General features: G+C 61.4%; 16 protein-coding genes. 12 read left to right on the top strand and 4 right to left on the bottom strand.

What is annotated here, in order from left to right; translation table 11 throughout:
- Positions 1-21 precede the first annotated feature (21 nt).
- The 4 genes from RIE53_09010 (at position 22) to RIE53_08995 (ending at position 4,656) form a co-directional block, all read left to right on the top strand.
- A complete protein-coding gene (locus tag RIE53_09010) occupies positions 22-840 on the top strand; it encodes an arginine deiminase family protein (GenBank protein MEQ9104825.1) in 819 nt (272 codons plus the stop codon).
- On the top strand, positions 840-1,760 hold the full coding sequence (locus tag RIE53_09005; protein MEQ9104824.1) for a glutaminase: 921 nt from the start codon (positions 840-842) through the stop codon (positions 1,758-1,760). Before RIE53_09010 ends, RIE53_09005 begins: the two co-directional genes overlap by 1 nt.
- 86 nt (positions 1,761-1,846) lie before the next feature.
- A complete protein-coding gene (locus RIE53_09000; protein MEQ9104823.1) occupies positions 1,847-4,213 on the top strand; it encodes an ABC transporter permease in 2,367 nt (788 codons plus the stop codon).
- A gap of 29 nt (positions 4,214-4,242) precedes the next feature.
- On the top strand, positions 4,243-4,656 hold the full coding sequence (locus RIE53_08995) for a hypothetical protein (GenBank protein ID MEQ9104822.1): 414 nt from the start codon (positions 4,243-4,245) through the stop codon (positions 4,654-4,656).
- On the opposite strand, the gene RIE53_08990 is transcribed toward RIE53_08995, so the two are convergent.
- Positions 4,593-7,415 carry a choice-of-anchor B family protein gene (locus tag RIE53_08990; protein ID MEQ9104821.1) on the bottom strand — a complete coding sequence of 941 codons (2,823 nt, stop codon included), beginning with the start codon at positions 7,413-7,415 and terminating at the stop codon, positions 4,593-4,595. The genes RIE53_08995 and RIE53_08990 overlap by 64 nt on opposite strands.
- Before the next feature lie 38 nt (positions 7,416-7,453).
- Between RIE53_08990 and RIE53_08985 the strand changes: the two genes are divergently transcribed.
- Positions 7,454-7,942, top strand: coding sequence for a hypothetical protein (locus tag RIE53_08985; GenBank protein ID MEQ9104820.1), 489 nt, complete (start codon positions 7,454-7,456; stop codon positions 7,940-7,942).
- Here the strand turns inward: RIE53_08985 and RIE53_08980 are convergent.
- Positions 7,930-9,891: an ABC-F family ATP-binding cassette domain-containing protein gene (locus RIE53_08980; protein MEQ9104819.1), complete on the bottom strand. Its 1,962-nt coding sequence runs from the start codon at positions 9,889-9,891 to the stop codon at positions 7,930-7,932. The genes RIE53_08985 and RIE53_08980 overlap by 13 nt on opposite strands.
- A gap of 102 nt (positions 9,892-9,993) precedes the next feature.
- Here RIE53_08980 and RIE53_08975 point away from each other — a divergent pair, with 102 nt between their 5' ends.
- From RIE53_08975 to RIE53_08950, 6 genes are all read left to right on the top strand, one after another.
- Complete coding sequence (locus RIE53_08975) at positions 9,994-11,442, top strand: pyridoxal-dependent decarboxylase (protein MEQ9104818.1); 1,449 nt, start codon at positions 9,994-9,996, stop codon at positions 11,440-11,442.
- Positions 11,442-12,458, top strand: coding sequence for a GNAT family N-acetyltransferase (locus RIE53_08970; protein ID MEQ9104817.1), 1,017 nt, complete (start codon positions 11,442-11,444; stop codon positions 12,456-12,458). Before RIE53_08975 ends, RIE53_08970 begins: the two co-directional genes overlap by 1 nt.
- Positions 12,455-12,988: a dihydrofolate reductase family protein gene (locus tag RIE53_08965; protein MEQ9104816.1), complete on the top strand. Its 534-nt coding sequence runs from the start codon at positions 12,455-12,457 to the stop codon at positions 12,986-12,988. The genes RIE53_08970 and RIE53_08965 overlap by 4 nt, the downstream gene beginning before the upstream one ends.
- 36 nt (positions 12,989-13,024) lie before the next feature.
- The gene (locus tag RIE53_08960) at positions 13,025-13,585 is read left to right on the top strand and encodes a PH domain-containing protein (GenBank protein ID MEQ9104815.1); all 561 of its coding nucleotides are present in this window, start codon (positions 13,025-13,027) and stop codon (positions 13,583-13,585) included.
- Positions 13,586-13,627: 42 nt separating this feature from the next.
- Positions 13,628-14,344 (top strand): NAD(P)H-dependent oxidoreductase, encoded by a 717-nt coding sequence (locus RIE53_08955; GenBank protein MEQ9104814.1) that lies wholly within the window; start codon positions 13,628-13,630, stop codon positions 14,342-14,344.
- A gap of 77 nt (positions 14,345-14,421) precedes the next feature.
- Positions 14,422-15,876 carry a nitronate monooxygenase gene (locus RIE53_08950; GenBank protein ID MEQ9104813.1) on the top strand — a complete coding sequence of 485 codons (1,455 nt, stop codon included), beginning with the start codon at positions 14,422-14,424 and terminating at the stop codon, positions 15,874-15,876.
- Here the strand turns inward: RIE53_08950 and nirK are convergent.
- Positions 15,836-17,239, bottom strand: a complete 1,404-nt coding sequence (gene nirK / locus RIE53_08945) for a copper-containing nitrite reductase (GenBank protein MEQ9104812.1) — start codon at positions 17,237-17,239, stop codon at positions 15,836-15,838. The genes RIE53_08950 and nirK overlap by 41 nt on opposite strands.
- A 185-nt stretch (positions 17,240-17,424) precedes the next feature.
- Between nirK and RIE53_08940 the strand changes: the two genes are divergently transcribed.
- Positions 17,425-18,300: a dienelactone hydrolase family protein gene (locus tag RIE53_08940; GenBank protein MEQ9104811.1), complete on the top strand. Its 876-nt coding sequence runs from the start codon at positions 17,425-17,427 to the stop codon at positions 18,298-18,300.
- Between the two features lie 33 nt (positions 18,301-18,333).
- Here RIE53_08940 and RIE53_08935 read toward each other — a convergent pair whose 3' ends face one another.
- The gene (locus RIE53_08935; GenBank protein MEQ9104810.1) at positions 18,334-25,284 is read right to left on the bottom strand and encodes an Ig-like domain-containing protein; all 6,951 of its coding nucleotides are present in this window, start codon (positions 25,282-25,284) and stop codon (positions 18,334-18,336) included.
- Between the last annotated feature and the right edge of the window lie 40 nt (positions 25,285-25,324).

The raw sequence follows: 25,324 nt of genomic DNA, 5'->3' as shown, positions 1-25,324 counted from the left end.
TAACATCGCCCATATGAACTCATGGTGCAATCCGTCCACGTAACAACCACTCCGCACACGGATGCCCGTTCATTGATTGCGCTGACCCACGCTCCATCGCCCCGATTGGATGGATGCGAGTTGACCTTCCTGCCGGTGCAACGCATTGACCAACGACGTGCCGAGGCGCAGCACACGGCCTACTGCACCCTGCTCCGGGAATGCGGCGCGCGCGTGGTCCAGGTGCAGGGCAATGAGGCGTTTCCCGACGGTGTCTTCGTCGAAGACACCGCGGTCGTCCTGGACGAAGTGGCGGTCGTGACCCCCATGGGAACGGCATCGCGTCGACCGGAAACGACCGCCATTGAACACGCGCTGAAGGCTTTTCGACCGGTCCACCGACTCGCCGGCCCCGGTAAACTTGAAGGAGGCGATGTGCTTCGGGTGGACCGCACGTTGTTTGTCGGCCAGGGGTCCCGCACCGACACAGCAGGACTGAAGGCTTTGGAAGCGGTCGTTGCGCCATTCGGCTACACCATTGTGCCCGTGGCGGTGACCGGATGCCTTCACCTGAAAACGGGCGTGACCGCAGTCGACGATGGCACCGTGCTGATCAACCCTGACTGGGTCGATGCCGCCTGTTTCCGGGATTTCCAATGCATCCACGTACCGACCGCGGAGCCGTTTGCCGCCAACGTCCTGCGGGTGGGCCAGGCCATTTGTATGCACGCGGGATTCACAGAAACGCGCGAACGATTGGACGCCCGGGGGTACCGCGTGATGTCCACGGACATTTCCGAATTCCTCAAGGCTGAGGCCGGACTGACCTGCATGAGCATCCTTCTTGCGCACGCCGAATAATGCAAAGCACGCCCGATTATAAAGGAATCCTGCACGAGATTGAAGAAGAAGTCCGTCCGTTGCTGTCGGTCGGCCGCGTGGCTGATTACATCGCCCCGCTTGCTGCGGTCCCGCTCGAACAGTTCGGAATGACGGTCCGGACGCTGGACGGCCGCCAGTTCAGCGTCGGCAATGCCACGCGACGATTCTCCATCCAGAGTATTGCCAAGGTCTTCAACCTGTCCGTGGCCATTGAGCGCGAAGGGGATTCCGTCTGGAAGCGAGTGGGCCGGGAGCCGTCGGGGAATTCATTCAACTCACTGGTTCAATTGGAACTGGAACGGGGTATTCCCCGGAATCCATTCATCAATGCCGGAGCGCTGGTCGTTCTCGATGCCGTCCTTGCGCACGCCACCGATGCGGAGGACCTCATTCTGGATTTCGTGCGGTCGAATACCGGAGCGGATGTAGGATACGACGTCGAGGTCGCCCGAGAGGAGAGCAGGGCCGGCTACCGAAACCGCGCCCTGGCCCACTTCCTGAAGTCCTTTGACAATCTGCAAAACGATCCCGACGATGTGCTCGACGCCTATTTCCGTCTGTGCTCCCTGAGCATGAACTGTGAGGAGCTGGCGGCTGCCATGTACTATCTGGCGTCGGAAGGTTTGACCCCGCAGGGAAAACGAATGGCAACCCGACAGCAAACCAAGCGCGTAAATGCGGTGATGTTGACCTGTGGTGTGTATGACGAAGCCGGCGACTATGCCTATCGGGTCGGGTTGCCGGCGAAAAGCGGGGTCGGAGGTGGTGTTGTCGCGGTCATGCCCGGTGAGTTCGTAGCGGCCGTGTGGTCGCCCGGCCTCAGTCCCAAGGGCAATTCGGTGGCCGGAACGATGGCACTGGAGTTGCTGACGACGAAGTCGGGACTCTCCATTTTTTGACGGAAAGGGCATTCCGTGCAACCCTTTTCCGGCTTTTCCGTGTCGAATAGGCAACTCGTCCTCATCCGCGACACCGCCGCACATCGATGCTCCGCAATTTCTTTACCATTGCCCTGCGCAACATCATGCGCCACAAGGGCTATTCTGCACTGAACATTCTGGGTCTTGCCGTCGGGTTTGCCTGCGCGTTCATGATTTTCATCTGGATGCACGATGAGTTGCAGGTGGATCAGTTCCACGAGAACTCGGACCGGTTGTATTCGGTCATGCGGCATTCCACCTTCGGCGGTCAGCGGGGTACGACCCCATCCATGCCGAAACCGCTGGACGATGCGCTCCGGAGTGACTGGGCCGAAATCGAGTATTCTGCCCTCATTTCATGGGAAATGACCTCCATGCTGGCACGCGGGAACGACGTCTACCGGCTGGACGGTCACTGGGCGGGCGTCGACTTTTTCCGCATGTTCAGCTTCCCTCTGGTGGTGGGCGATCCGGCCACGGTCCTGGAGGTCCCGGAGTCCATCGTACTGTCCGAATCGGCGACGGAACGGTTTTTCGGCACCGATTGGCGGAATCGGAATGACGTCGTGGGCTCCACCATCCGGCTGGACAATCGGACAGATCTTACGGTCACCGGTGTGTTCGAGAACGTGCCTGCCGCATCCTCACTTCAGTTCGAATACATCATCCCCATTGAGGAATACATCCGACGGAACGAATGGGTGGAGGCCTGGAACAACAATGGCCTCCGCCTGAATGCGACCCTGGTCCCCGGTGCCGATGTTGCCGCTTTCAACGCCCGGATAAAGGACATCATCGACCAGCACAATGACTCCTACGAATCGGACGTTTTCCTTTACCCGTTCGCCGACCGGTACCTGCACGGGGATTTCGAGAACGGCGTGCTGGTTGGTGGCCGGATTGAGTATGTCCGCATGTTCGGGATCGTCGCGCTGCTCATCATCCTGATTGCCAGCATCAACTTCATGAACCTGGCCACCGCCCGCAGTTCGCAGCGGGCCCGGGAAATCGGGGTCCGCAAGACCGTGGGCGCGACGCGGAAGTCCCTGGCGTTCCAGTTCATCGGGGAGTCGCTGCTGAAGGCCATGATTGCCTTCGTGTTGGCCGCCGGTCTCGTCATGGTCCTGCTGCCCGCGTTCAACTCCCTTACGCAGAAATCCGTCACCCTGGGTACGCTGGACCCGGCCCTTTGGGCGCTTTTTGCGGGTCTTGCCCTGGTAACGGGTCTGCTCGCCGGCTCGTACCCGGCGCTGTACCTGTCCTCCTTCTCCGTCGTGGGCGTATTCGACAAACGCTCGGGATCGGCGGGCAAAGGCTCCGGGCTCCGGAAAGCGCTGGTCGTGGCGCAGTTCGCCATGTCAATTGTCCTGATTGTCGGCACGTTGACCGTGTACCGCCAATTGGAATTCATCCGGACCAAGGACCTCGGCATGAACCGTGAGAACGTAGCCATGGTGCGGCTTGAGGGCGGCATTGCCAACCAGTACGAGGCCTTCCGCAACCAATTGATGCAGGTCGAGGGCGTTACCGGCGTTACCACCGCCAACAACAACCCGTTGCAGATCGGCAACGACACCATCGGCGTTGAATGGGACGGGAAGGATCCGGACGACAACACCCTGTTCTGGAACGCTGCCGTAGGCCACGATTTCGTGGAAACCATGGGCATCGGGATGGCCGCCGGGCGGTCGTTTTCCCGCGATTTCGCATCGGATTCCACCAATTACCTGGTGAACTGGCAGGCGGCCGAAGCCATGGGCATGGACGATCCGGTCGGGCAGCAGATTTCGTTCTGGGGAACGCCGGGGACCATTGTGGGCGTCATGGAAGACTTCCATCTGAGTTCGATGTACAGGCCCATCACGCCGGTCATCTTCCGCCTGCAGCCCGACAACACGAGCATCCTGTTCGTCCGGATGGATGGCGCACGCACCAAGGAAGCCATGGCCGGGCTGACCGACGTCTACAAGCAGTTCAACCCCGAATATGCCTTCACGGCCCGTTTCCTGGACGAGCAGTTCGACGAGATGTACCGGAGCGAGGCCGTACTGGGCTCCCTGTCCAACGTGTTCGCCTTCGTCGCCATTTTCATAGCGTGTCTGGGCCTCTTCGGCCTGGCCTCCTATACTGCCGAGCGGCGGACCAAGGAAATCGGGGTACGGAAAGTGCTCGGCGCATCGGTACCCGGAATCGTGGGGTTGCTGTCCCGCGACTACCTCATCCTGGTAGGCGGCGCGTTTCTGGTGGCCGCGCCCGTGGCGTATCTTGTCATGAACAAGTGGCTCGATGAATTCGAGTATCACACCGACCTGGGTGTGGGACTCCTGGTGATGGCCGGCCTGGCAACCCTCGCGATTGCCTGGCTGACCGTCAGTTATCAATCCATCCGCGCCGCCCTGGCCAATCCGGCCGACTCGCTGCGAACGGAATAAATCACCCCGACCCCTGACCCCTGACCTCCATGTCGCCCCAATTCGCCCGACGGGTGTTCTTCTGGGCCGGAATCTACGGCCTGGTCACCCTGCTACCGCTCTACCTGTTCGAATCGGCGCTGGCCGAATACATGCAACCGGTCACGAACCGACCCGAGCAGTACTACGGCTTTGTCGGTGTCGCCTTGGCCTGGCAGCTGGCGTTCCTCCTGATTTCATGGGACGTCTTCCGCTTCCGGCCCATGATGCTGCCCGCCATCGCCGAAAAGCTGTTGTTCGGCGTGCCTGTGCTGTACATGATTGCGGGTGGCCGCGTCACCGCCGACATGTTGCCACCGGTGCTCATTGATCTCGTCCTGGCCGTTCTCTTCCTCCTGGCTTACCGGGCTACAACGAGTGGCGTCGAGACCACCTTCCCGGCGGACAGGGCGCGAACGAAGTAGATACCGCCCGGCAGACCGTCGGTCAGGATACGGACCGTCGTCGGGCCATTGGTGCCTCCCACGCCGTCATGGATGTGGCGGACGCGGCGGCCAAGCCCGTCATACAGATCGACGCGGACCGGGCCGGTTCCGTTCGTTTCGAACGACACGGTGACCCCATCCTGGGATGGATTCGGATAGACCTGCAGGCGGACATCTCCCGGACGAATTGGACGCGTGTCCGGACGGGGCGCGACGGCCGTAGACGTGTTGCTCGAGAGCTTCAGCACGTAGAGTCCACTTTCGATCCCCGAAACCAGGACCACGCCGCTGTCGAAGTACGGGTAGACGCTCCATGCCCCAACGAATGCCGTACCGTCGTCACCCGGGTACACATCGAATGAGGCCACCTGTGAGATGCTCTGCGGAGAAAGGGTGGATGTCGCGTTCAGGTCCAGGATGACCAGTCCGCTGGCATAGTTCGCCTGGTACAACAAACCGCCGTGCGTGTACATGTTGTGGTCGATGGAGGCCGATGCGCCCAGGATTTCACCGACCAGCACGGGCTCGTCCAGGTCCTCCAGGTCGAACAGCAGTGTCCGCGTGTTGGAGGCCAGTCCCCGGGACTCATCCAGTTCGTCGCCCAGGAAGAAATAGCGGTGGTCTTCGGTCAACCAGCCCTGGTGGGCGTAGGCGACCGCCGGATAGGCCAGGCGACTGAGCTCCTTGCCCACCGTCGTATTGGACACATCGGTGACGGAAATGCCGACCTCATCCGAGCCCACGCAGATGTCCTTGCCGGCGTGGGCGGTGTCCGGTCCGTTGTACCGGACACACTGCACGTCGTGCGAGTAGCTGCGGCCGTGACCCGGAAGGTAGCAGCCGGCAAAAACGGGTGACGCCGGATTGGACATGTCGATGAGATGCGGGCCGGGGCCGCAGACCGCCCCCGCCGGCACACTCTGGGCACCCGAAATGCCCACGGCAATCGCGTGGCCCGATGCCTCGTTCACGGCCACATTGTGGGCCGAACCGAACGCCGTATAGACGGTGGTCGGCTGGAAGTTGACCGGGGCGCCGGTGGCATTCCGCAGGTTGGCCAGATCAAACACCTGCATGCCGTGACTGCCCGCATTGTCTGCCACGATGACGGCATGATCGTTGATCACTTTGATGTCGCGCCAGGTGGATGCGTTCGTGCGCGTCTGCAGCGTGCCTACATAGCGGGGCTCACGTGGATCGGCCAGATCGACGAACGCCGTTCCGTCGGTACGACCAACGAGCGCATAGTCCGTACCGGTGGCCGGATCCGTCCATCCCCAGATGTCATTCAGGCGGGTCCCTGCCGCTCCACCGATTTGTTCGATGGGCAGGAAGGACAACAGATCCACCCCTTCGCAAGGAAATCCTGCAGCCGTACCGTCCTGGCACGCAGCGCCTCCCGTAATGGCCGATGGCAGGTCCGACTCAATGCCCCAGCTGCCCGAAAACGCGAGTCCGGACTGCGGCGTACTCCGGTCATAGAAATACACGGTTTCCGCATTGCCACCACTGACCAGCGCCGCGTCCGCGGACAGGGCCGTGACGTAACCGAACTGGACGTTGGACGTCTGGACCGGCACGGCCATGTCCTGCTCCAGACTCCAGACCTCGGCGTCCACGCGGTATACCTGGGTCCGTCCATTCGAGAAACTTCCGGCCATCAAGCGATCTCCGTGCAGGGCGACGTGCCACCCGAAGTAGCCTGTGGACGATCCGCCGGACATGGAAAGTCCCTGGGATTCAACCCACCGCGAGATGCTCGGTTTGTAGGAGTACGTGAAGATGCGCCCGCGTCCGCCCTCGAATGCCGGAGCACCGACGGCGAGCGCCGTCGGACCGCCCGATACGGATCGGCCGAACCGACCGCCGCTCACGACGCCGGATCCCGTGAATTCCTGCTCGAGCGTCCAGGAGCCGGTGGATGCATCCCGCTTGAAGTAGTAGGCCACACCCGCGCGCCCCGCGCTGTACTGGGCACCGACCACGGCCCCTTCCCCGGCCAAGGTGACCGAAAATCCGAAGAGGGCCTCACCGGACAGCGTGCCTTCCAACCGGGCCTGTTGCTCCCAGGTCGATCCGGATCCACTGCCGGCCTGGCGCGAAAAGGTGTAGATGGCACCGTTGTTGCCGTTCTCGTAGGGGGCGCCGGCGAGCAGCAGGTCTCCGTCCACATCCAGGGCCGTGCCGAAGCCGGCTCCCGGGACCGACGGGTCAGGACGCACCACCGAAGACCACGTCCAGGTGTCCCCTTCCAACGTGTAGACATGGACGCCGCCCGTTCCGTCGTCGTCGGGCGCACCGACGTACAGCGACCCGCCGGACAACGCCAATGCGGCACCGAAGCGCGCGCCTCGGTTCGGACCGGTGAGCGTATCGACCGGCGCCCACGCGCTGCCGTCGTGACGGAACACCATGACCGCGTTCGACTGAAAGAATCGCGACTGGGGTTCACCGACGAACGCCCATTCACCGTCCACCGCCAGGGCCCACCCGAATTGATTGGCCTCCTGTGTTGCCATCTGCTTCCCGTCCGCGACCCCCTCGGCCGCGCCCGACTTGGCGACCTGTTGCTGGGCATGTGCAGGATTCACGACAGACATACACATGGCCAGAGACAGAACCAATACCACGGCAAGAACGCCTGCCTGACGGGTACCTTCAGCCTGAGTAAAGGCCAATCGAGACAAACGGACAAGGGTCCGGGGCAGCGTCAGCGGCGAATAGGAGATGGTGTGCATGCGAGTCTTGGGGCCGAAAAATGGACGGAGTACAGAACATGAAAGATACGCTGGAGCATCCGTACATTCTTTCCATGAATGATCGACTGCTGCGACACGCCTTCGCCCTGTTCCTGGTCGCCCTCGTCGGGGGACTGTTCGTTCCTGCCATGCCCATTCCGCGACTCGGGCTGTCGGCGCATACCATCGGCATCCTGAGTGCCGCATTGCTGTTGGGGGTGGGAATCATATGGCCCCGCTTCCGCCTTTCCGCGCGCAACCGGTCTGTTCTGGAATGGTCCTGGATCGGTTCCAGCTGGGCCAACTGGGCCGGATGCATGGCCGGGGCACTGCTGGGTGCCGGCAATATGACCCCGGTTGCGTCGGCCGGCGCCTCGGCATCCCCGGCGGCAGAGGCACTCGTTGCCACCCTGCTCGGGATTACCGCTGTCCTCTCGTTCGCTGCCGCGGGGCTGTCCCTGTGGGGCCTGCGGGCACAATCAACGTCCCAACCCTCAGAACCTTATGACTCGGGTCACGCCGACTGATCCCGCTCCGCGAGTTCGCCCCATCGCTCCACATCCTTCTCCAGGCGGGTCGTAATCGCGCCCAATTCCTCCGTCAAGGCCGCTACCCGCTCGAAATCCGACGCATTCTCCGCAATTTCTGCGTCGATTACGGCCATACGGGCCTCCGCGGCGGCAATCCGCTCCTCCAGCTCGCCCATTTCCTTGCGCTCCTTAAAGGAGAGCTTCGTCATCGGCTGGGTTGGCTTCGGTGGGGTCGCCTTCGCGTCTGAACCAGCCTTTTTCGACTGTGGCGTGGGCTGGGCGGCCGACTTCGGCGCCGCAGGGGCGGCAGACGCAGACGCAGCGGCAGACGCGGCCTCTGCCTCCTCTTCGCCCACCCGCTCCAACCACGCCGAATAGTTGCCGGGGTATTCCTTGATATGCCCGTCTCCCTCGAAGTGCAGGATGGTGTCGACCGTGCGGTCCAGGAACCAGCGGTCATGCGATACCGCGAGTACCACACCCGCAAAGGAATCCAGATACTCTTCCAGTGCGGCCAGTGTCGGAATGTCCAGGTCGTTGGTCGGTTCGTCGAGGAGGAGCACGTTCGGGGCCGCCATGAGCACCAGCAGCAGGTGCAATCGGCGCCGCTCCCCACCCGACAACTTCGCCACCGGCGTGTACTGCACGGCCGGTGCAAACAGGAACCGCTCGAGCATCTGGCTGGCGGAAATCACCTGGCCATCGGCCGTCTTGACGTGGTCCGCCACCTCGGTCACCGTCTCTATGACGCGCAGCGCCGGGTTCAACGTGCGGACTTCCTGATCGAAGTACCCGACCACGACGGTGGATCCGACCTCCACCGTTCCGGAGTCAGGCTCCAGGCGACCGGCAATCATTTCCAGCAGCGTCGTCTTGCCCGCACCGTTCGGTCCGATGATGCCAATCCGGTCATCCTTCGTGAACAGGCGCGAATAGCCGTCCACAACCACCTGCCCGTCCCACGCCTTCCGGACGTCGTGCAGCTCAATGACCTTCTTGCCCAGACGTGACACAGCGGCCGATAATTCCAAAGAGGCATCGGGGCCCGTCTTGCCGTCTTCCTGCAACGCCTGGGCCCGCTCCACGCGGTACTTGGCCTTCGACGTCCGGGCCTTCGGGCCCCGCCGGAGCCACTCCAGTTCCCGTCGCGCCAGGTTGCGCCGCGTCTGCTCGGTGGCCGACTCCAGCCGTTCCTGCTCCTCCTTCAGTTCCAGATACCGGGAGTAATTGCCAACGTACTTCGATACCCCACCCGGATGCACTTCCAGCATCCGGTTCGTGACCCGGTCCAGGAAGTACCGGTCATGCGTCACGAGCAGCAGCGCCCCCGGGAATCGTGCCAGATACGCTTCCAGCCACGCAATGGTCTCCGTGTCCAGGTGGTTCGTGGGCTCGTCAAGCAGCAACAGCTCGGGTTGGATGAGCAGCGCCCGCGCCAGTGCCACCCGCTTCCGCTGCCCGCCGGACAGGGTCCCGACCTTGGCGTCGGTATCCTCAATACCCAGCCGGTCCAGAATGGCATGCGCCTCGGCCTCCCGATCCCACGCGCCCGTCACGTCCAACCGGTGGCTCAGCTCGCTCATCCGCGCCAGGATCTTCCCGTCCGGATCCTCACCGGCCGAGAGCTTCCGGGATACTTCTTCATAATCGTGCAGCAACCGGAGCGTCGGGTCGCCCTGGTCGAACACCGCATCGAGGACCGACATGGTGGGATCGAACTCGGGATCCTGGGGCAAATAGGCCACACGGGCGGTTTTCGGGATGATTATGCGTCCCGCATCGGCCGGTTCAAGACCGCCAATAATGCGCATGAGCGTGGTCTTGCCGGAGCCGTTGGCGCCGATGAGGCCCATTTTCTCATCGTCCGCCAGGCCAAAAGTGACCCCTTCCAGGAGCGGCTTCACGCCGAAGCTCTTGCGGAGTTCGTCTACAGTGAGGATGTTCATGCCACAGGTTAGCACGCCCGCGACTGGAACACACCCGCCGCGCAGCGTTCGCATACAAAATTCAGCCGCCCCTGCACGCCGCACGCCAAACACCGGTCCAAAATGAGCCTTGATCCTGCGAACTGGGACGATTTCCGCCGTCTTGCCCACCGGATGGTGGACCAAACGCTCGACCATCTGCAGGGGCTGTCCGACACGCCCGCGTGGCAGGCCATGCCGGACGAGGTGGCCGCCTCGTTCCAGGCGCCCCTTCCGCGCACCGGCGAAGGCGAGGAGGCCGCGTACAGTGCGTTCCTGGAGCGGGTCCGTCCCTATCCGAGCGGGAATCTGCACCCCCGGTTCTTCGGCTGGGTGCAGGGCAACGGGACGGCCTTCGCCGCCCTCTGCGACATGCTGGCGTCGGCCCTCAATGCCCATCTGGCGGGCTTCAACCACGCCCCCAAGCTGGTGGAAATGGAAGTCATCCGGTGGCTCGCCGAGGCCATGGGTTTTCCGGACGATGCGAGCGGCCTGCTGGTCACGGGCGGATCCATGGCCAACACGCTCGCGCTGGCCACGGCCCTTCGCACAAAGGCGCCTTTCGATGCGCGCGCGGACGGCCTTCGCGCCGGACCGGAATTGATGGTCTACGGCAGCGATGAGACGCACGGCTGGGCACGCAAGGCCATGGAGTTGCTCGGGCTCGGCGATCGGGCGTTCCGCCGGATTCCGTCCGACGCGGAATTCCGCGTGGACGTGGCCGCCATGCGCACCGCCATCCAGGAGGACCGCGCCGCCGGACGGGTGCCGTTCTGCATCATGGGAACGGCCGGGACCGTGAATACCGGGGCATCGGACGATCTGGTGGCGCTTGCCGACCTGGCGGCCGAGGAGGACCTGTGGTTCCACGTGGACGGGGCGTTCGGCGCCTGGGCCTGGACGTCCGAGGCCCTGCGACCCCAGGTTGCCGGAATGGAGCGGGCCGATTCCCTGGCCTTCGATGTCCACAAATGGGGCTCCATGCCGTTTGATTGCGCGTGCGTACTGGTGCGGGATGCCGCGGCGCATCGACAGGCGTTTGCGGCGCCTGCAGCGTATCTCACCCCGTACGAGCGCGGCGTCATGGCTGGCGGACTGCCCTTTGCCGACCGGGGCGTGGATTTGACCCGCGGGTTCAAGGCGCTCAAGGTGTGGATGTCGCTGAAGGCCTACGGAATGGACCGGTTCGTGGAGGCCGTGGAGCGCAACGTTGAACAAGCACAGCATGTGGCGGGCCGGGTGGACGCACATGCCGATCTGGAACGCCTCGCCCCGGCCCCCCTCAACATCGTATGCTTCCGCTACCGGCCTTCGGACCGAGCACTTTCTGACAACGCTCTGGACGAACTCAACCGGGAAATCCTTCTTCAATTGCAGGAAAAGGGCATTGCCGTCCCGTCCAGCACCCGGATTGGCGGTCGGAACGCCATCCGTGCAGCGTTCGTTGGCCACCGGACCACGCTCGCCGATGCCGATGCACTGATGGACGGCGTGCTTCGTCTGGGCGCCGCGATTGTGGAAGAGGCTGCCTGATGCGTCCCGCCACGCACGCCGATCTCGCCACCGTTGCCGGCTGGATTGGATCCGAAGACGATTGCCGACGCTGGGCGGGCCCGCGTATTTCCTGGCCCTTCACCCTGGCGGAGTTGTCCGAAGAAATCGGTTTTGACCGGTACACATCCTTGGCATTTTGCGCAAGGCGTGAAAACAACACGACCGGCCACCGTGACACGGACGGAGGTGATCTCGTTGCATTCGGACAATTGGTCCGCAAGGAGAGGCATCGCTTCCACCTCGGCCGGCTCATTGTAGCGCCCGACCTGCGCGGACAGGGATTCGGGAGACGGCTGGTGATGGCGCTCATGGATCATGCCGTGGAGCAGGGCGCGTCCGGCATAAGCCTGAATGTGGATCCGGCCAACGAAGCCGCAATCCGGCTGTATTCCGCCCTTGGCTTTGTGGAGCAATCCCGGCCGCACGACGAGCCCGTGTTTCCCGATCTGACCTACATGGAGCGCCCGGCGTTCAATACCTTCGTGGAGACCTCCCGGCTTCTATTATGTCCGTGGGACACGCATCATGCCGAAGGGCTCGCCCGTGTCCTGGCCGTGAACCAGGAGCATCTGACAGGATGGATCCCGGCACGGGTCTCCAGGCCGGGCACGATCCCCGAACTGGAAGCCCGGATTGCGGACTGGCGTGCGGATTTCGCCGCCGGGCAGGCATTCCGATGGGCGATATTCGAGGCAGAGGGCCCACTATTGCCGCTCGGCGAAATCAGCCTGTTCCCCCGGACTCGGGACCACCGAACCCGGATTTCTGAAGCGGACCGATTGGAAATCGGCTACTGGCTGCGGAACGATGCCACGGGCAAGGGATATGCTACAGAGGCCATCCGCGCCATTCCGGGTGTGGCGACACCCTGGCCCGGCCTCACGACCCTTGAAATCCGATGCGATCCGGCCAACGCCCCGAGCGTGGCCGTGGCGCGGCGGCTCGGATTCCATCTCGCGCACGAATCCCCCACCGACATGATCTGGCAGTCATGACCTGTTCCGTTTACATCGCCACCAGCCTGGACGGCTACATCGCCCGTTCCGACGGTGACATTTCCTGGTTGCACCGCCCCGAATATTCTGCGTCGCCCATGAAAGGCGTGCAGTACACTGATTTCATCCGAACCATCGACACGATCGTCATGGGCCGCAACACCTTCGAAAAGGTCCTCACGTTCGAACCCTGGCCGTACGCCGGTACCCCTCTGGTTGTCCTTTCGGACAGCGCCGTGTCCATCCCCCGGCACTTGACGGACCACGTTCGCGTCATGGCCGGCGAACCGACCACGGTCGTGAATGCCCTGGCGGCCGAAGGAAAGCAGCACCTGTACATTGACGGCGGTGTGACCATCCAGCGGTTCTTCTCTGCCGGACTGATTGACGACATCACCATCACCGTCATTCCGGTGGTACTGGGGGACGGTATTCCGCTGTTTGCTTCGGGAATTCCAGAAGCGCAACTCACCTTGACGGGCTGCGACGCATCCGATAACGGCTTTGTGCAGGTCCGGTACACGCTCTGACGCGTATCTTCGGCGAAAACCCATCCGGAGTGCATCATGTCTGAACCCGTGCTGGCGAAAGCCACGTTCGACACCAAACTCAAGCTGTATCTGTTCCTGAGCAGCCTGGGTATCCTGTTCATCAGCGTAATCGGCATTGCCATCCTGCCCATATGGCTGTTCGCCGGGTGGTGGTGGGCCGGGCGCTATTTCGACTCCATCCGGTGCGAACTGACCGAGCGGCGGCTGCGCATTTCCCGTGGCGTGGTGTTCCGGAAGGACAAGACCATCATGCTGGACAAGATCCAGGACATGAGCCTGCACCACGGTCCGTTCCAGCGCTGGCTGGGCATTACAAGCCTGCAGATCGAGACGGCGGGCAGCAGTGGCCCACAGGGACAGGCCGATGCCAAGTTGGTCGGCATCCGGGATGTGCATGCCTTCCAGGAAGCCGTGATCGCGCAGCGGGACAAGCTGGCGGGAGATGTACCCTCCTCGCACGCACGATCGTTGGCGTCGGCCGGTGAAACGCTTGTGTCGTCCGATCCGTCCGTGATCGCCCTTCTGTCGGATATCCGGGATGCGCTCCAACGCGTGGAACAGCATGTGAAACGATAAGTCGGGTCCAGACACCAAGAGGAAAAGCAGGAAAAAGTGACCATGGCCGATTATTCCAACCTCACTGCCGTATTCATCAACACCACGCTCAAGCGCTCCCCCGAACCGTCGCATACCGATCTGCTGATTGACGTTTCGGCGGGCATCATGGAGAAACAAGGGGTGAATGTGCGGCGGATCCGGGCCGTGGACCACGTTCTTGCACCGGGCGTCCAACCGGACATGCGCGAGCACGGGGCCGACCAAGACGACTGGCCTTCCCTCTTCGACATTGTCCGCGAATCCGATATTCTGGTTCTCGGCACGCCGATCTGGCTCGGGGAACGGTCTTCAGTGTGCTCCCGGGTCATTGAGCGGCTGTATGCCCAGTCCGCCCAGACGAACGACAAGGGTCAGTACATCTACTACGGCAAGGTCGGGGGCTGTCTGGTGACTGGAAACGAAGACGGCATCAAGCATGTGTCCATGGGCGTACTCTATGCGCTGCAACATCTTGGATACACCATCCCGCCGCAGGCCGATGCCGGCTGGATTGGCGAGGCCGGTCCGGGCCCGAGCTATGGCGATACGCTCGACGACGGTACGCGCGCCGGATTCGGCAACGCGTTCACGCAGCGCAATACCACGTTCATGACGTGGAATCTGATGCACATGGCGCGGATGCTGAAGGATGCGGGCGGCGTGCCGGCCCATGGAAACCAGCGCACGGCCTGGGATGCCGGGCAGCGATTCGACCACCCGAACCCGGAGTACCGATAGGACCGGTACGCGTGCAACCTTCGTGGTGATGCGTCGTTGTATTGCGGACTTTTTACTCCACAATACTTGGGATCCCGATGAGCACTTTTCCTTCCATCATCCAGGGCGGCATGGGTGTGGGCATTTCCAACTGGCAATTGGCGGCGGCCGTTTCCGGCCGCGGACAGCTCGGGGTGGTTTCCGGAACCGGCATCAGCCACTTGCTGACGGCGCGCCTCCAGGACGGCGATCCCTTGGAACGCATGCGCCAGGCCCTCGCCGCGTTTCCATTCGCCGAGCCGGTCAGGGGCGTCCTCGACCGGTATTTCGTGCCGGGAGGACGTCAGGAAGGAACGCCCTACGTGGCGCATCCCATGTATACCATCAAGCCGGCCCGTTTCCTGGACCGGCTGACTGCGTTGGGCAACTTTGTGGAAATCCACCTGGCCAAACGGGGTCATGGGAATCCAGTGGGGCTCAACCTGCTTGAAAAAATCCAGATGCCGACCGCGGCGTCGCTCTACGGGGCCATGCTGGCCGGGGTCGACTACGTCCTGATGGGTGCCGGCATACCGACCCAGATCGCCGGGCTGCTGGACCGCCTGGCCAGACACGAGCCCGTCGAGTACCGGCTGGATGTCGCGGGCGGCAATGCCACCATCGCATTCGACCCAGAGCGTGTATTTCCGGGCGCACGGGAACGGTTGGGGCCGCTGAAACGCCCGAAGTTCATCCCCATCGTGTCATCCGTTGTTCTGGCGCAGGCGCTCCTGAAACGCAGCGAGGGTGAAATCCACGGGTTCATCGTGGAGCGTCCGACGGCTGGCGGACACAATGCACCTCCCCGCGGGAAACTGACCCTCTCCGAAGCCGGAGAACCCATCTATGGTCCCAAGGATGACGTGGACCTTGCCGGCATGCGCGCCCTCGGAAAACCGTTCTGGCTGGCCGGGGGATTCGGCCGCCCGGGTGGTCTGGCCGAAGCGATGGCGGAAGGGGCCGCAGGCATTCAGGTCGGAACGGCCTTCGCCCTGTGTGAGGAGTCCGGCATGGAGCCGACGCTGAAGGCGGCGACCCTGGAATGGATTTCCAACCAACCGACAGGGGTCGTGCACACGAGTCCAGTCACGTCCCCCACCGGGTTTCCGTTCAAGGTGGTTGATTTGCCCGCCACCATGTCCCGTCCGGACGTTTACGCCGAACGGCCCCGGCTCTGCGATGTCGGCCTGCTCCGGACCCTGTCCGTGACGGAGGATGGTCGCATGGAATACCGATGCCCGGCCGAGCCCGTGGACGACTATGCCCGGAAAGGCGGCGTTACGGACGACACCGCCGGTCGGACGTGCCTGTGCAACAACCTGTTGGCGACGGGCGGAATGGCCAAGCCCCGGAAGGACGGCTATGTGGAGGCCCCCATCGTCACGCTGGGTGACGAAACCCGGTTCATCGGGGACTTCCAGAAGCCGGGATCCCTCTCGTATTCGGCGTTGGACGTCTTGGATGTCCTCAGTGCTAATGCTGACTGCGCACCCGCGTCACATCCATCGGTGTGATTTCCGGGCCATCGTTGCCCCAGGAGTTCAGCACGTAGGTCATGACGGCCGCCACTTCGGAATCGCTCAGGCGGACACCGGGCATGACGCCGTTGTACGTCTCCCCATTGACGACGATCTCGCCTGACAGTCCGTGTACCACGGCATTGATGGCCCGCGTCGGATCCTGCAGCAGGTAGTCCGATCCGGCAAGCGGTGGAAAGACTCCGGCCAGACCCTGGCCTTCGGGCTGATGGCAGGCCGCACAATTGGATGCGAAGAGCCGGGCCCCGGCGACCATCGGATCCTCGTCCAGGGCTACCCCGCCGGTTGTATCGGCGCTTGGCATCTCCTGGATGGCGCCGCCCTCCGGCAGATACACGGTCTCTTCCTGCAGACCTGAATACACGTCAGGATTTTCATTGCCGTGCACGGTCATCATGGCCAAGGCGCCCTTGTTGAACGCGCGGAAGATGGCGTGGTCAACCAGGATCAGGTTGCCGGGCACATCCACCGTGAACTCGACCATGGCCGCCCCGCCGGCCGGCACCAGGGTGGTCTGTACGTTGTGCTGGTTGATCTCCGTCCCCCCCTCCGTATAGACGTTATCGAAAATTTCCCCGATCACATGGAACGATGAAATCAGATTCGGACCGCCGTTGCCGACGTACAATCGGATCCGTTCTCCGACATTCGCCGTCAGGGCATTGTCCCCCGACAGTGCACCGACCGATCCGTTGAAGACCACATAGTCGGCATCTTCTTCAATGGCCTTTTCCATGTCGAACGGCTGCAGGCCCGGTGCGCCATAGTCGCCCCTGGTATAGAATTCACTCTGCACCACATAGTACTCCCGGTCAACAGGCGGCAATCCTTCCTTCGGTTCGACCAGGATAAGTCCGTACATGCCATTGGCGATATGCATGCCCACCGGGGCCGTGGCGCAATGATAGATGTACAGTCCCGGATTGAGGGCGGTGAACGAGAACGTCGTTCCCGTGCCCGGTGCCGTGAACGATGCCGCTGCACCACCGCCGGGTCCCGTGACGGCATGAAGGTCGATATTGTGGGGCATTTTGCTGGACGGATGATTGTTCAGGTGGAACTCCACCAGGTCTCCCTCCCGGACCCGGATGAACTTGCCCGGGACCTCCCCCCCGAAGGTCCAGAAGGTGTACTCGACGCCGTCGGAAAGACGGCCCACTTCCTCGGTGGTCTCCAATTCCACGATGACTTTCGTGGGATGCGATCGCGTGATGGGCGGAGGCACCGCCGGGGCGGATGTCAGTAGGGCGATTTCCTCGCCCTGCAGGGTTTCCGGGCCGCAATGGACCGACGTAAGGGCGAACAACAGGACGATGGGAATGATGCCGGAACGGGGCATGATTGGACCGGGATTGGAGGTGTCTGGGTTCGACGAGGATACACAAATCCAATCAATGAACGAATTTACCCAAAATCAAACGCAGAGCATTTTGCTTACATGGATTGCGATTCCGGGTACGTATATGCGATACTTCGATTTACCAGAACCCGAATTCCGTCTCCTTTTTCCCGATTGCCGATCCCATGCCTGTTCTCATACCCGTGCCGACTCCCATGACCTCGCTCGTCCCCATTTATATGCCCCTCCTGCGAACAATCGCTGTCCTACTGATGGTCCTTTTCATCGGTGCATGCGCTGAGCCGACTCCGGACACCCCGATTGAACCGGCCGTGGACCTGCCACCGGCCATCATCGGTGAAGGAGGTGCCCTGACGGGTCAGGACTTCCATTACGTGGATGGAGACAGTGCTACGACCGGCTATTTGGCCGTGCCCGAAGGCGATGGTCCTTTCCCGTCGCTGGTCCTGGTCCACGAATGGAACGGTCTGACGGACCGGGTGCGGCAAATGGCCGATGATTTCGCCGCCGAGGGCTACGTCACCCTGGCTGCCGACCTGTACGGGGGAAGCACGGGATCGAACCGGGAAGAAAACGTGGCCCTCATGACCGAAGCGACGGGCAACATGCCCGCCGTAGTCGCCAATCTGAACGCCGCCGTGGCCAGCCTCAAGTCGCGTGGCGACGTTACCGGCAAGGTCGGCACCGTGGGTTGGTGCTTCGGCGGCGGCATTGTGTTGTCCTACGGACTGGACGGAGACGATCATGACGCCACCGCCATTTTCTACGGACGCCTGGTTGAAGATCCGGCTGTGCTCGCCACCATGGACCACGAAGTCTATGGCACATTTGCCGCCTTGGATAATGGACCCGCTCCCGAAAGCGTTGCCCGCTTCGAAGCCGCGCTCGACTCGGTTGGCGTGGAGCACGACCTGCACATCTACGATGCCGTCAACCACGGTTTCTGGCTGCGGGTCGACGAAGATCCGGACGTCCGGACCGCCCCCGCCGCAGACGCCTGGAGCCGCCTCAAGGCCTACCTGAACCGGACGATCGGTTGAGATTGGCTGAGGCGGCTCCGGCCGTCGAACCGTCTACTTCAACAGCATCATGGTTTTGACGTACTGCCCGGCAGGCGTTGCAAGCCGGTAGATGTACGCGCCGCTCGGCAGGTTCGACGCATCGAACCGCACCTCGTGGACACCCGCCGGCAGCGTGCCGGCAACGAGCATGGCCACCTGGCGACCCATTAAATCGTAGACCACCACGCTGACATCGCCCGATGCGGGTAATCCAAAACGAATGGTCGTCACTGGATTGAATGGATTCGGGTAGTTGCCATCAAGGAAGTATTCCGTCGGCAACTCCCCGATCTCTCCGTTGGCCGTTATGAATCCGCGGATGAACGTGATTTCCTGGGCTTCCGTGCGTGCGGAAAGTCCTCCGGTATCCGTCACCACCATGCGCTGGGCGATCGTGATCTCGGCTCCGGGCACCATATTGGCTGCGGCGAGCGCATCCAGGATGTCCGTCCAGGGAATGGACGCTCCCTCGGCCGATGCGGGTGCCGTCAGGAGCACTTCCGTGAAGTCTGTCCGCGAGGCCAACTGGTAGCTGTACGTCAGCTCCGCGTCGTCCACGTCGCTGGCAGTTCCAGAGAACGTCACCTGATATTGGGCTTCAGATGCTTCTGGATGCACCGCGCCGCCAATCACGACCCCACCTTCCGTACCGGATATGGCAGCGCCGGTCTCAAAGACCGGTGCATCGTTCACCGCCGTAACGGAAATGGTAACCGTGACCGCGCCGCTCGTGACTCCGCCATCCGTGACCGTGTAGGTAAACGTGTCCGTGCCGTTGAAGTCAGCCGCCGGCGTGTAGACGAGCGTTCCGCCCTCTCCTGCCGTGACCGTACCGTTGGCGCCCTGCGTGAACGACGCGACTGCCAGGGCATTTCCCTGCGGATTGATGTCGTTCGCCAATACATCCACATTGACCGCCGTTTCCTCGGCGGTCGTGGATACATCAGCAGACGCCACGGGGCCTGCCGCGGTACCGGTTACCGTGATCGACACTGTAGCCTGCGCAAAGATGCCCGATACGCCGTCCGTGATGGAATACGTTATCGTGTCCTGGCCCACAAAGCCGGTGTTCGGCGTGTAGGTCACCGTTCCATCCGACATGAAAGCCGCCACACCGTTCGCTGGATTGCTGATGGCCGACAGGTAGAACGGCTCGTCTCCGTCCGGGTCGTAGTCGTTGGCGAAGACATTCACCGACACCTTGACGCCCGAAGCGGTCGTTGCGGCATCATCAATGGCAATCGGAAGGTCCGGCGTGCCGGTCACCTCGATAGTCACTGTACCAACTTCAGCGTTGGCGTAGCCATCGTCAATCGTGTACGTGAATGAGTCCGTGCCGAAGAAGTCGGCGTTCGGTGTGTAGGTACCCGTGCCGTCACCGTTATCGGACCATGTACCATTGGCAGGATCGGTTGTAATGGCATAGACCAACGCATCGCCATCAGCGTCTGAATCATTGGTCAGGAAGTCGATATCGACCGCGTTGTCTTCCACAACGACTGCGCTGTCCAATACGACGACGGGAGCGACATTGGTCGTGAATACCGGCACACCCGGGTCAACGATGACGCCGTTGACTTCCATGTCGAAGTCGCCGAGCTGGCCATCCTTGAAGTACAAGGCGAGTACTTTGCCGCCTGGGATTGACTCCTGCCTTGCGCCGTAACCCTTGGCCTCGTCGTAGTCCCATTTATACCAGTTGGCTTCCTTCCCCTTCTCACAGGCGCTATTGGCGGCAGATGCGGCGGCGGCAGGACATTCAACATTGGCTCCCACGCGAGGACCGTATTTCCAATACTCCGACACCGTAGCGCCGGGTGGAAGTGTCACTGCGACCCGCGCGGCACCGTTCTGAACGTTGGTGATATTGAATCGCAGGAATCCGACGGGCGACTCCACGCCCGCAGGAAGCGGCTTGGGAGACGGATTGGTCGTGCTCTGCACGGCTTCAAGCGTTGTGTTTAGCGGCGACTCAAGCTGAATCGGCTGGTTCTGGTAGGCTCCGGTCTGGGTGACACTAACCGTCGCGCGATTCGACCTTACGCCTTCTTCGATTACCACGTGGCCCGTTGCCCACAATTCAGCATTCGCCGTATACCACGCTGATTTATCAGCCTCTGTGCCATTGAACGGGAACGTAGCTGCACCTTCCGTGCCAATCACCCGGTAGTCAAGCACAGGCGTACCAAACTCGCCACCAGGGCCCCTTTCCACGCGAACCCGATACGTGCTCCCTTCCTTGCCAATCACGATGTCCACATCCACACTTGATGATCGATCCGTGCCTCTGGTCAACGAGGTCACCTGCAGCATGTTGACACTTCGACCGGCCTGCGAGTCGTTGGCCAGCAGGTCAGCGGGGTCAATCACCACCTCGCCAATGTCCGGGGTCGGGAATGGACAGTCGGGGCACTGGAGTTCCATCTGTACAGACACGTAGTCATCGAAGGTCTCGATCGAAGCCACGTCATTATCCACAATCTTGATGGCGAGTGAAGTGAAGGACATGGCGGGCTGCGCGCCCACGGCCGAAACGATCGTAATCATCAGCGTCTCGTCGCCTTCGTACATCTCATCGTCCAGTGCACGGATTTCCAACCACGCATCCTTCAGGCCTTTCCCGATTTCGAACATGGAACCATTCGAAAGGACTCCGACTGAACCTTCGACCCTGTTCTTGTGGTAACGGACTTCAAAGTCCACACCTTGCGTCGCTCCGGAAAATGAAACGGTAACCGGGATGTCCGCCGCAGCGGTGGCACCATCGGCCAAACGCAGTCCAACCCATTTCAATGACGTTCCGGCACCGCCGTCGGTCAGCGGACCGCCCTCGTGAATGCTGGTGGACGAGGAATTCGATTCGGCGATCTCAACCGTCGGAGCCTTCCCGGCAACAAGCGGAATAGTCAGCGTTTTGGCCGTCGTCGAGGCCGAGCCCGGTGTGACGGACTTGATGGACAGTCCAATGACACGGGACTCAGTCCCCGGCAGTGCCAGAATCTTGAACGATGCACTTTTCGAGCCCGCGGCAATCTTGAACGTCGTCGTTTCGGCGCCATTCATGTCCGTGATCCTGAAGTCGGTGCCGAGTACCGCCGAACCGGTGGATTCGAGGACAACCGTGGTTTCAAGGCCCACGGCCGAGCCGGCATCCAGCGCGTATGTCCGCGTATTCGGAGATCCGGTTCCACCGTCCGTCCGGTAGATCGGATACTGGGCCGGGTCTCCGTCAGGGGCCGTCAGTGCGACAACCGTCGACGGCGAGACGACCTTGAAAGTCAGCGTGACGAAGTCCGCACCGAACGACTTCAACGGATTGTTGATATCATTCAGTACAAACGGACCCGGGAGGGTGTTGACGACAATAGCCGTGACCTCCTCAGATCCCTCAAAGTCCGATGAGGCGGTATAGGTCAGTGTCTTCTGATCCTTGTCCATCACAAGACCATTTCCATTCGTGGTCTTCATTGTGACATCGATTCCAGCCACCCACGGCTTCGGCCCGGGATCAGGGCTCGTGATCGCGTAAATCCGGTACACCGTGGACGGACCATCCACCCCATTCAGGATGTCATTGATATTCAATGCACGACTCTTGCCCAGCTCAACATCGAAGGTCGAGCCATTCGCAAACGTCGGGGTGTCATACACCGCAGCAAGCGTCCATGACACGGTTTTCGTCTCCGATGCAAGTCCCGTCTGATCCTTTGCCGAGAACGTGAATTGATCGGCACCGTTCGCGTTTGCCGTCGGAACCACCTTGATCACATTTCCATCAACGGTCACCGTGGCGTTCGCCGGTTGGCTTTCGAAGGTGAACGTGAGCACATCGCCGACGTCGGGATCGGTCGCCATTTCTGTAAGGGCCACCTGGAACGGGGTGTCTTCCTTGTAGTCCGAGCCGGTCAGGGCCACGTCGACAGCAACGGGATTGTCCGGAACTGCCGTAATGGTGATGTACACATCGCCGGAACGGTTCTGACCGCCACCGGATGCGGTGTAGCTGAATTTCTCCGTTCCCACGTAATTGGCCTTCGGCGTATACGTGACCTTGCCCGTCGCCACATCCAGGGTTGCCGTGCCTCCGTTGTTCGGATTCGTGACCTCAGTGACGCTCGTGGCGCCGGCAGCAATCGTCAGCAGATCAATGACGAGGGTGGCATTCTCCTGGATGACCTGCGAATAGGTGTTCGCGCTCAATGGGAACGCTTCATCCTCCTTCACGGTCACCGTAACACGGTCGTCAGGAGAGGCCTTGGCGGTTACATTGCTCAATGGCGATCCGACCACGACGTACGCATTCCGGTCGCCCGCATAGTCGGCGTTGTCAATCGCCAGAATGGTGACCGCACCAGCGGTCTGTCCGGCCGGGATGTAAATGAAGTTCTGTGAGATGCTGTAGTCGCCGGCTCCCGGTGAGCAGTTCTTTGAGGCTCCACACTCCACAACGGGTACGGCGAGTGTCAGTCCACCCTCCTGCAAGTCCGGAAAGGTCAATGGAATCTGGATATTGAATCCACTGGGCGCGTCGAGCGTGGCTATGACCTTCACCTTTCCTGTGGTCTCGCCACCATTTTCATCGATCGTGAATATGCGGAGTCCCTCGTCCTTTCCAGGCGGGTCCAGCGTCAGTGTAGCGACCGGCGCATCATCATCGTCCGTGATGGTGATGGTCTGCGTATTCAAACTGGCGTCCGGCGAAATCGTGCCGCCTCTGGGTGAGGCCAACGCCACGACGATCGTCTCATCCGGCTCATCGAGCAGATCACCCACAATCTGCAAGGTCGTCACGGCCGACAGCGCTCCGGCCCCAATCTTGATGACACCTGCGCCGGTGAAGTCAGATTTGGTTGCCGTTCCTCCGTAATTGAGCTCCACCCCCGTTACCGACGCGCTTTTGCCGGACAGGGATACCGTCAACTCCACAGTGCCCCCCTTTTTATTCCCTTCGATCACGGTCAATGGCGTTGCGGCCAACGAGATGACCGGGGAAGTTTCATCGTCCACGATGGTGATGGTCTGCGGCGTGTCATCGTCTACGTCATAGCCGCTACCCGATCCCATCTGAACCGTAAAGGTCTCGTCCCCTTCATACACATCATCGTCGAAGAGCGACACGACCAGTTCTGCGTAGTACTCACCGGCCGGAATCGTGACACTCATAGGCGCGGAGTAGTCGTACACTTCGCCGCGGGTCGCCGTCACGTCGGCAAACGTGAAGTCGACGGTGACGTCGGAAACCACCGGCTCGTTGTCCAGAACCGTGGCACTGAGCGTCATCGTGCCTTCTTCTTCACCGAATGAACCTTCTGGCATGCCATCCAGGGACGATGACGATGTGGTAAACCAGATGGTGGGCGAAGCAGCTGCCGGTGGCGGACAGGATGTGCCCTGAACAGACACCGCATCAATGAGATTGCCTCCCGTTCCACTATAGTTGACAGACGCGACGGCACCCTGGATTTCAAATCGGGTAAGCGTCTGGCCGCTCGGCACCGTGTAGGTCCCCGTGAATTCCGTCCACGCCGACGTCGTGCTGCCCTCTGTGGTGCCTACAACAGTTGTGGCACCCGGTGCACCAAATGCAACATTGGCCAATTCCTGGGCGGAGTCCCGTTGGCGATGGTAGAACGAATACGACAGCACCTCACCCGGCGTGGTCTGGAAATCTTGATAGATGGTCTCCTGGCCGCCGGAATACAGTTCAATGACTTGGACACCATCAGGTACGGACGGTGCCAATGGCACTTGCCAATACTCAAAATAGTCGAAATTGACCGTCATCCACCCGGGAACGGTATCTTCGGACGGTGACCCGATGTAGTCGTTTTCGGCTGGCAGTTCAAAACTCCCGTTGATCAAGCACTCGACCAGGACGGGTGCCGGTGGCGGCGTCGCGCCGATCGACATGGTTGGTCCGGGCGCCCCGGGAGACACGTCTCCGGGTACCCAATTGTCGGGTGCAGGATCGTCCTCCAGGTAGGGGCGCCGGAAATTGTCATCGGTCGAGTACAGGGATCTACCCGCATCGTAATCGCCGTCCTCAGTGTTGAAGTACCAAAATTCATCCGCATCCATGAAAAGGTAGATACCGGGATCGGGACGGTAGTATTCCGGAACACCATTGCGGGTCCCAACCTGCGTGTACGTTCCGTTCACCGTCACTCCCGTGCCGCCGACAGCAGCACCAGACGCAATCAATACCGTGGGAAACGGGGCGTCATCATCGTATATGGTCAGTGTCTGTGTGTTCGGCGCCTGGAACGTCCCATTTGTGACGGAGCCGATACTGACGTCGATGGTTTCATCCGTGTCTTCGATAGCATCGTCCACCGCCGTGATCGTGACGGTCGCCGTCTTTTGGCCGGCCGGAATGATGACCGATGCCGGAGCGGTATAATCGACGCCGCCGCCGGTCGCGGTGCCTGCATAGCTGAGGTTCACCGTCACATCGTTGCTTGACGGAGACGGCATCAATACGGTTAGGTTGCGACTGCCTTCGTCGTCCTCGTTAACGTAGGATGAAACTTCATCGTTCACCAATATGACGTCCTGCCCAAAGCCGTCCAACCACCGTTCGGGAGCCGGGTTAGCTCCATTGGCCCAACCCACCCAATCCAAGAATACACGTCCGTCTGTGACGAAATCCACTGTGCTGGCCGGACGGCTGTAGTAATAGACATCGCTTTCGACCTCACTGCCGTCCACCATCGATATGTACCAGCGCCCATTGGCCACCTTGTACACGAAAATTGAGTTGTCCTTCTGGTATTTAGGGTACCCATTCGCTGTCCCATTCGGGAGATAGACGCCGTTGACAATAGACGTCCCCGCGTCGCCAAGGTGAAGCGATTCTCCATCACGATTGGTCACCTCGAGGGAGCCGGGGTCGCCAGGACCGGCCCATGCGATCAGCAAAGTGGCAGAAAACAGCAGGGCGATGAGGAGGGGAAAGCGTTTCATCGAGGGGATCGATTGGTTGGAGGCAATTCTTCGGATCCAG

This window comes from Rhodothermales bacterium, assembly GCA_040221055.1.
In the GTDB taxonomy this organism is placed as follows: domain Bacteria; phylum Bacteroidota; class Rhodothermia; order Rhodothermales; family UBA10348; genus 1-14-0-65-60-17.
The sequence above is the reverse complement of the archived record's forward strand: the minus strand, read 5'-3'. Positions and strand labels throughout refer to the sequence as shown.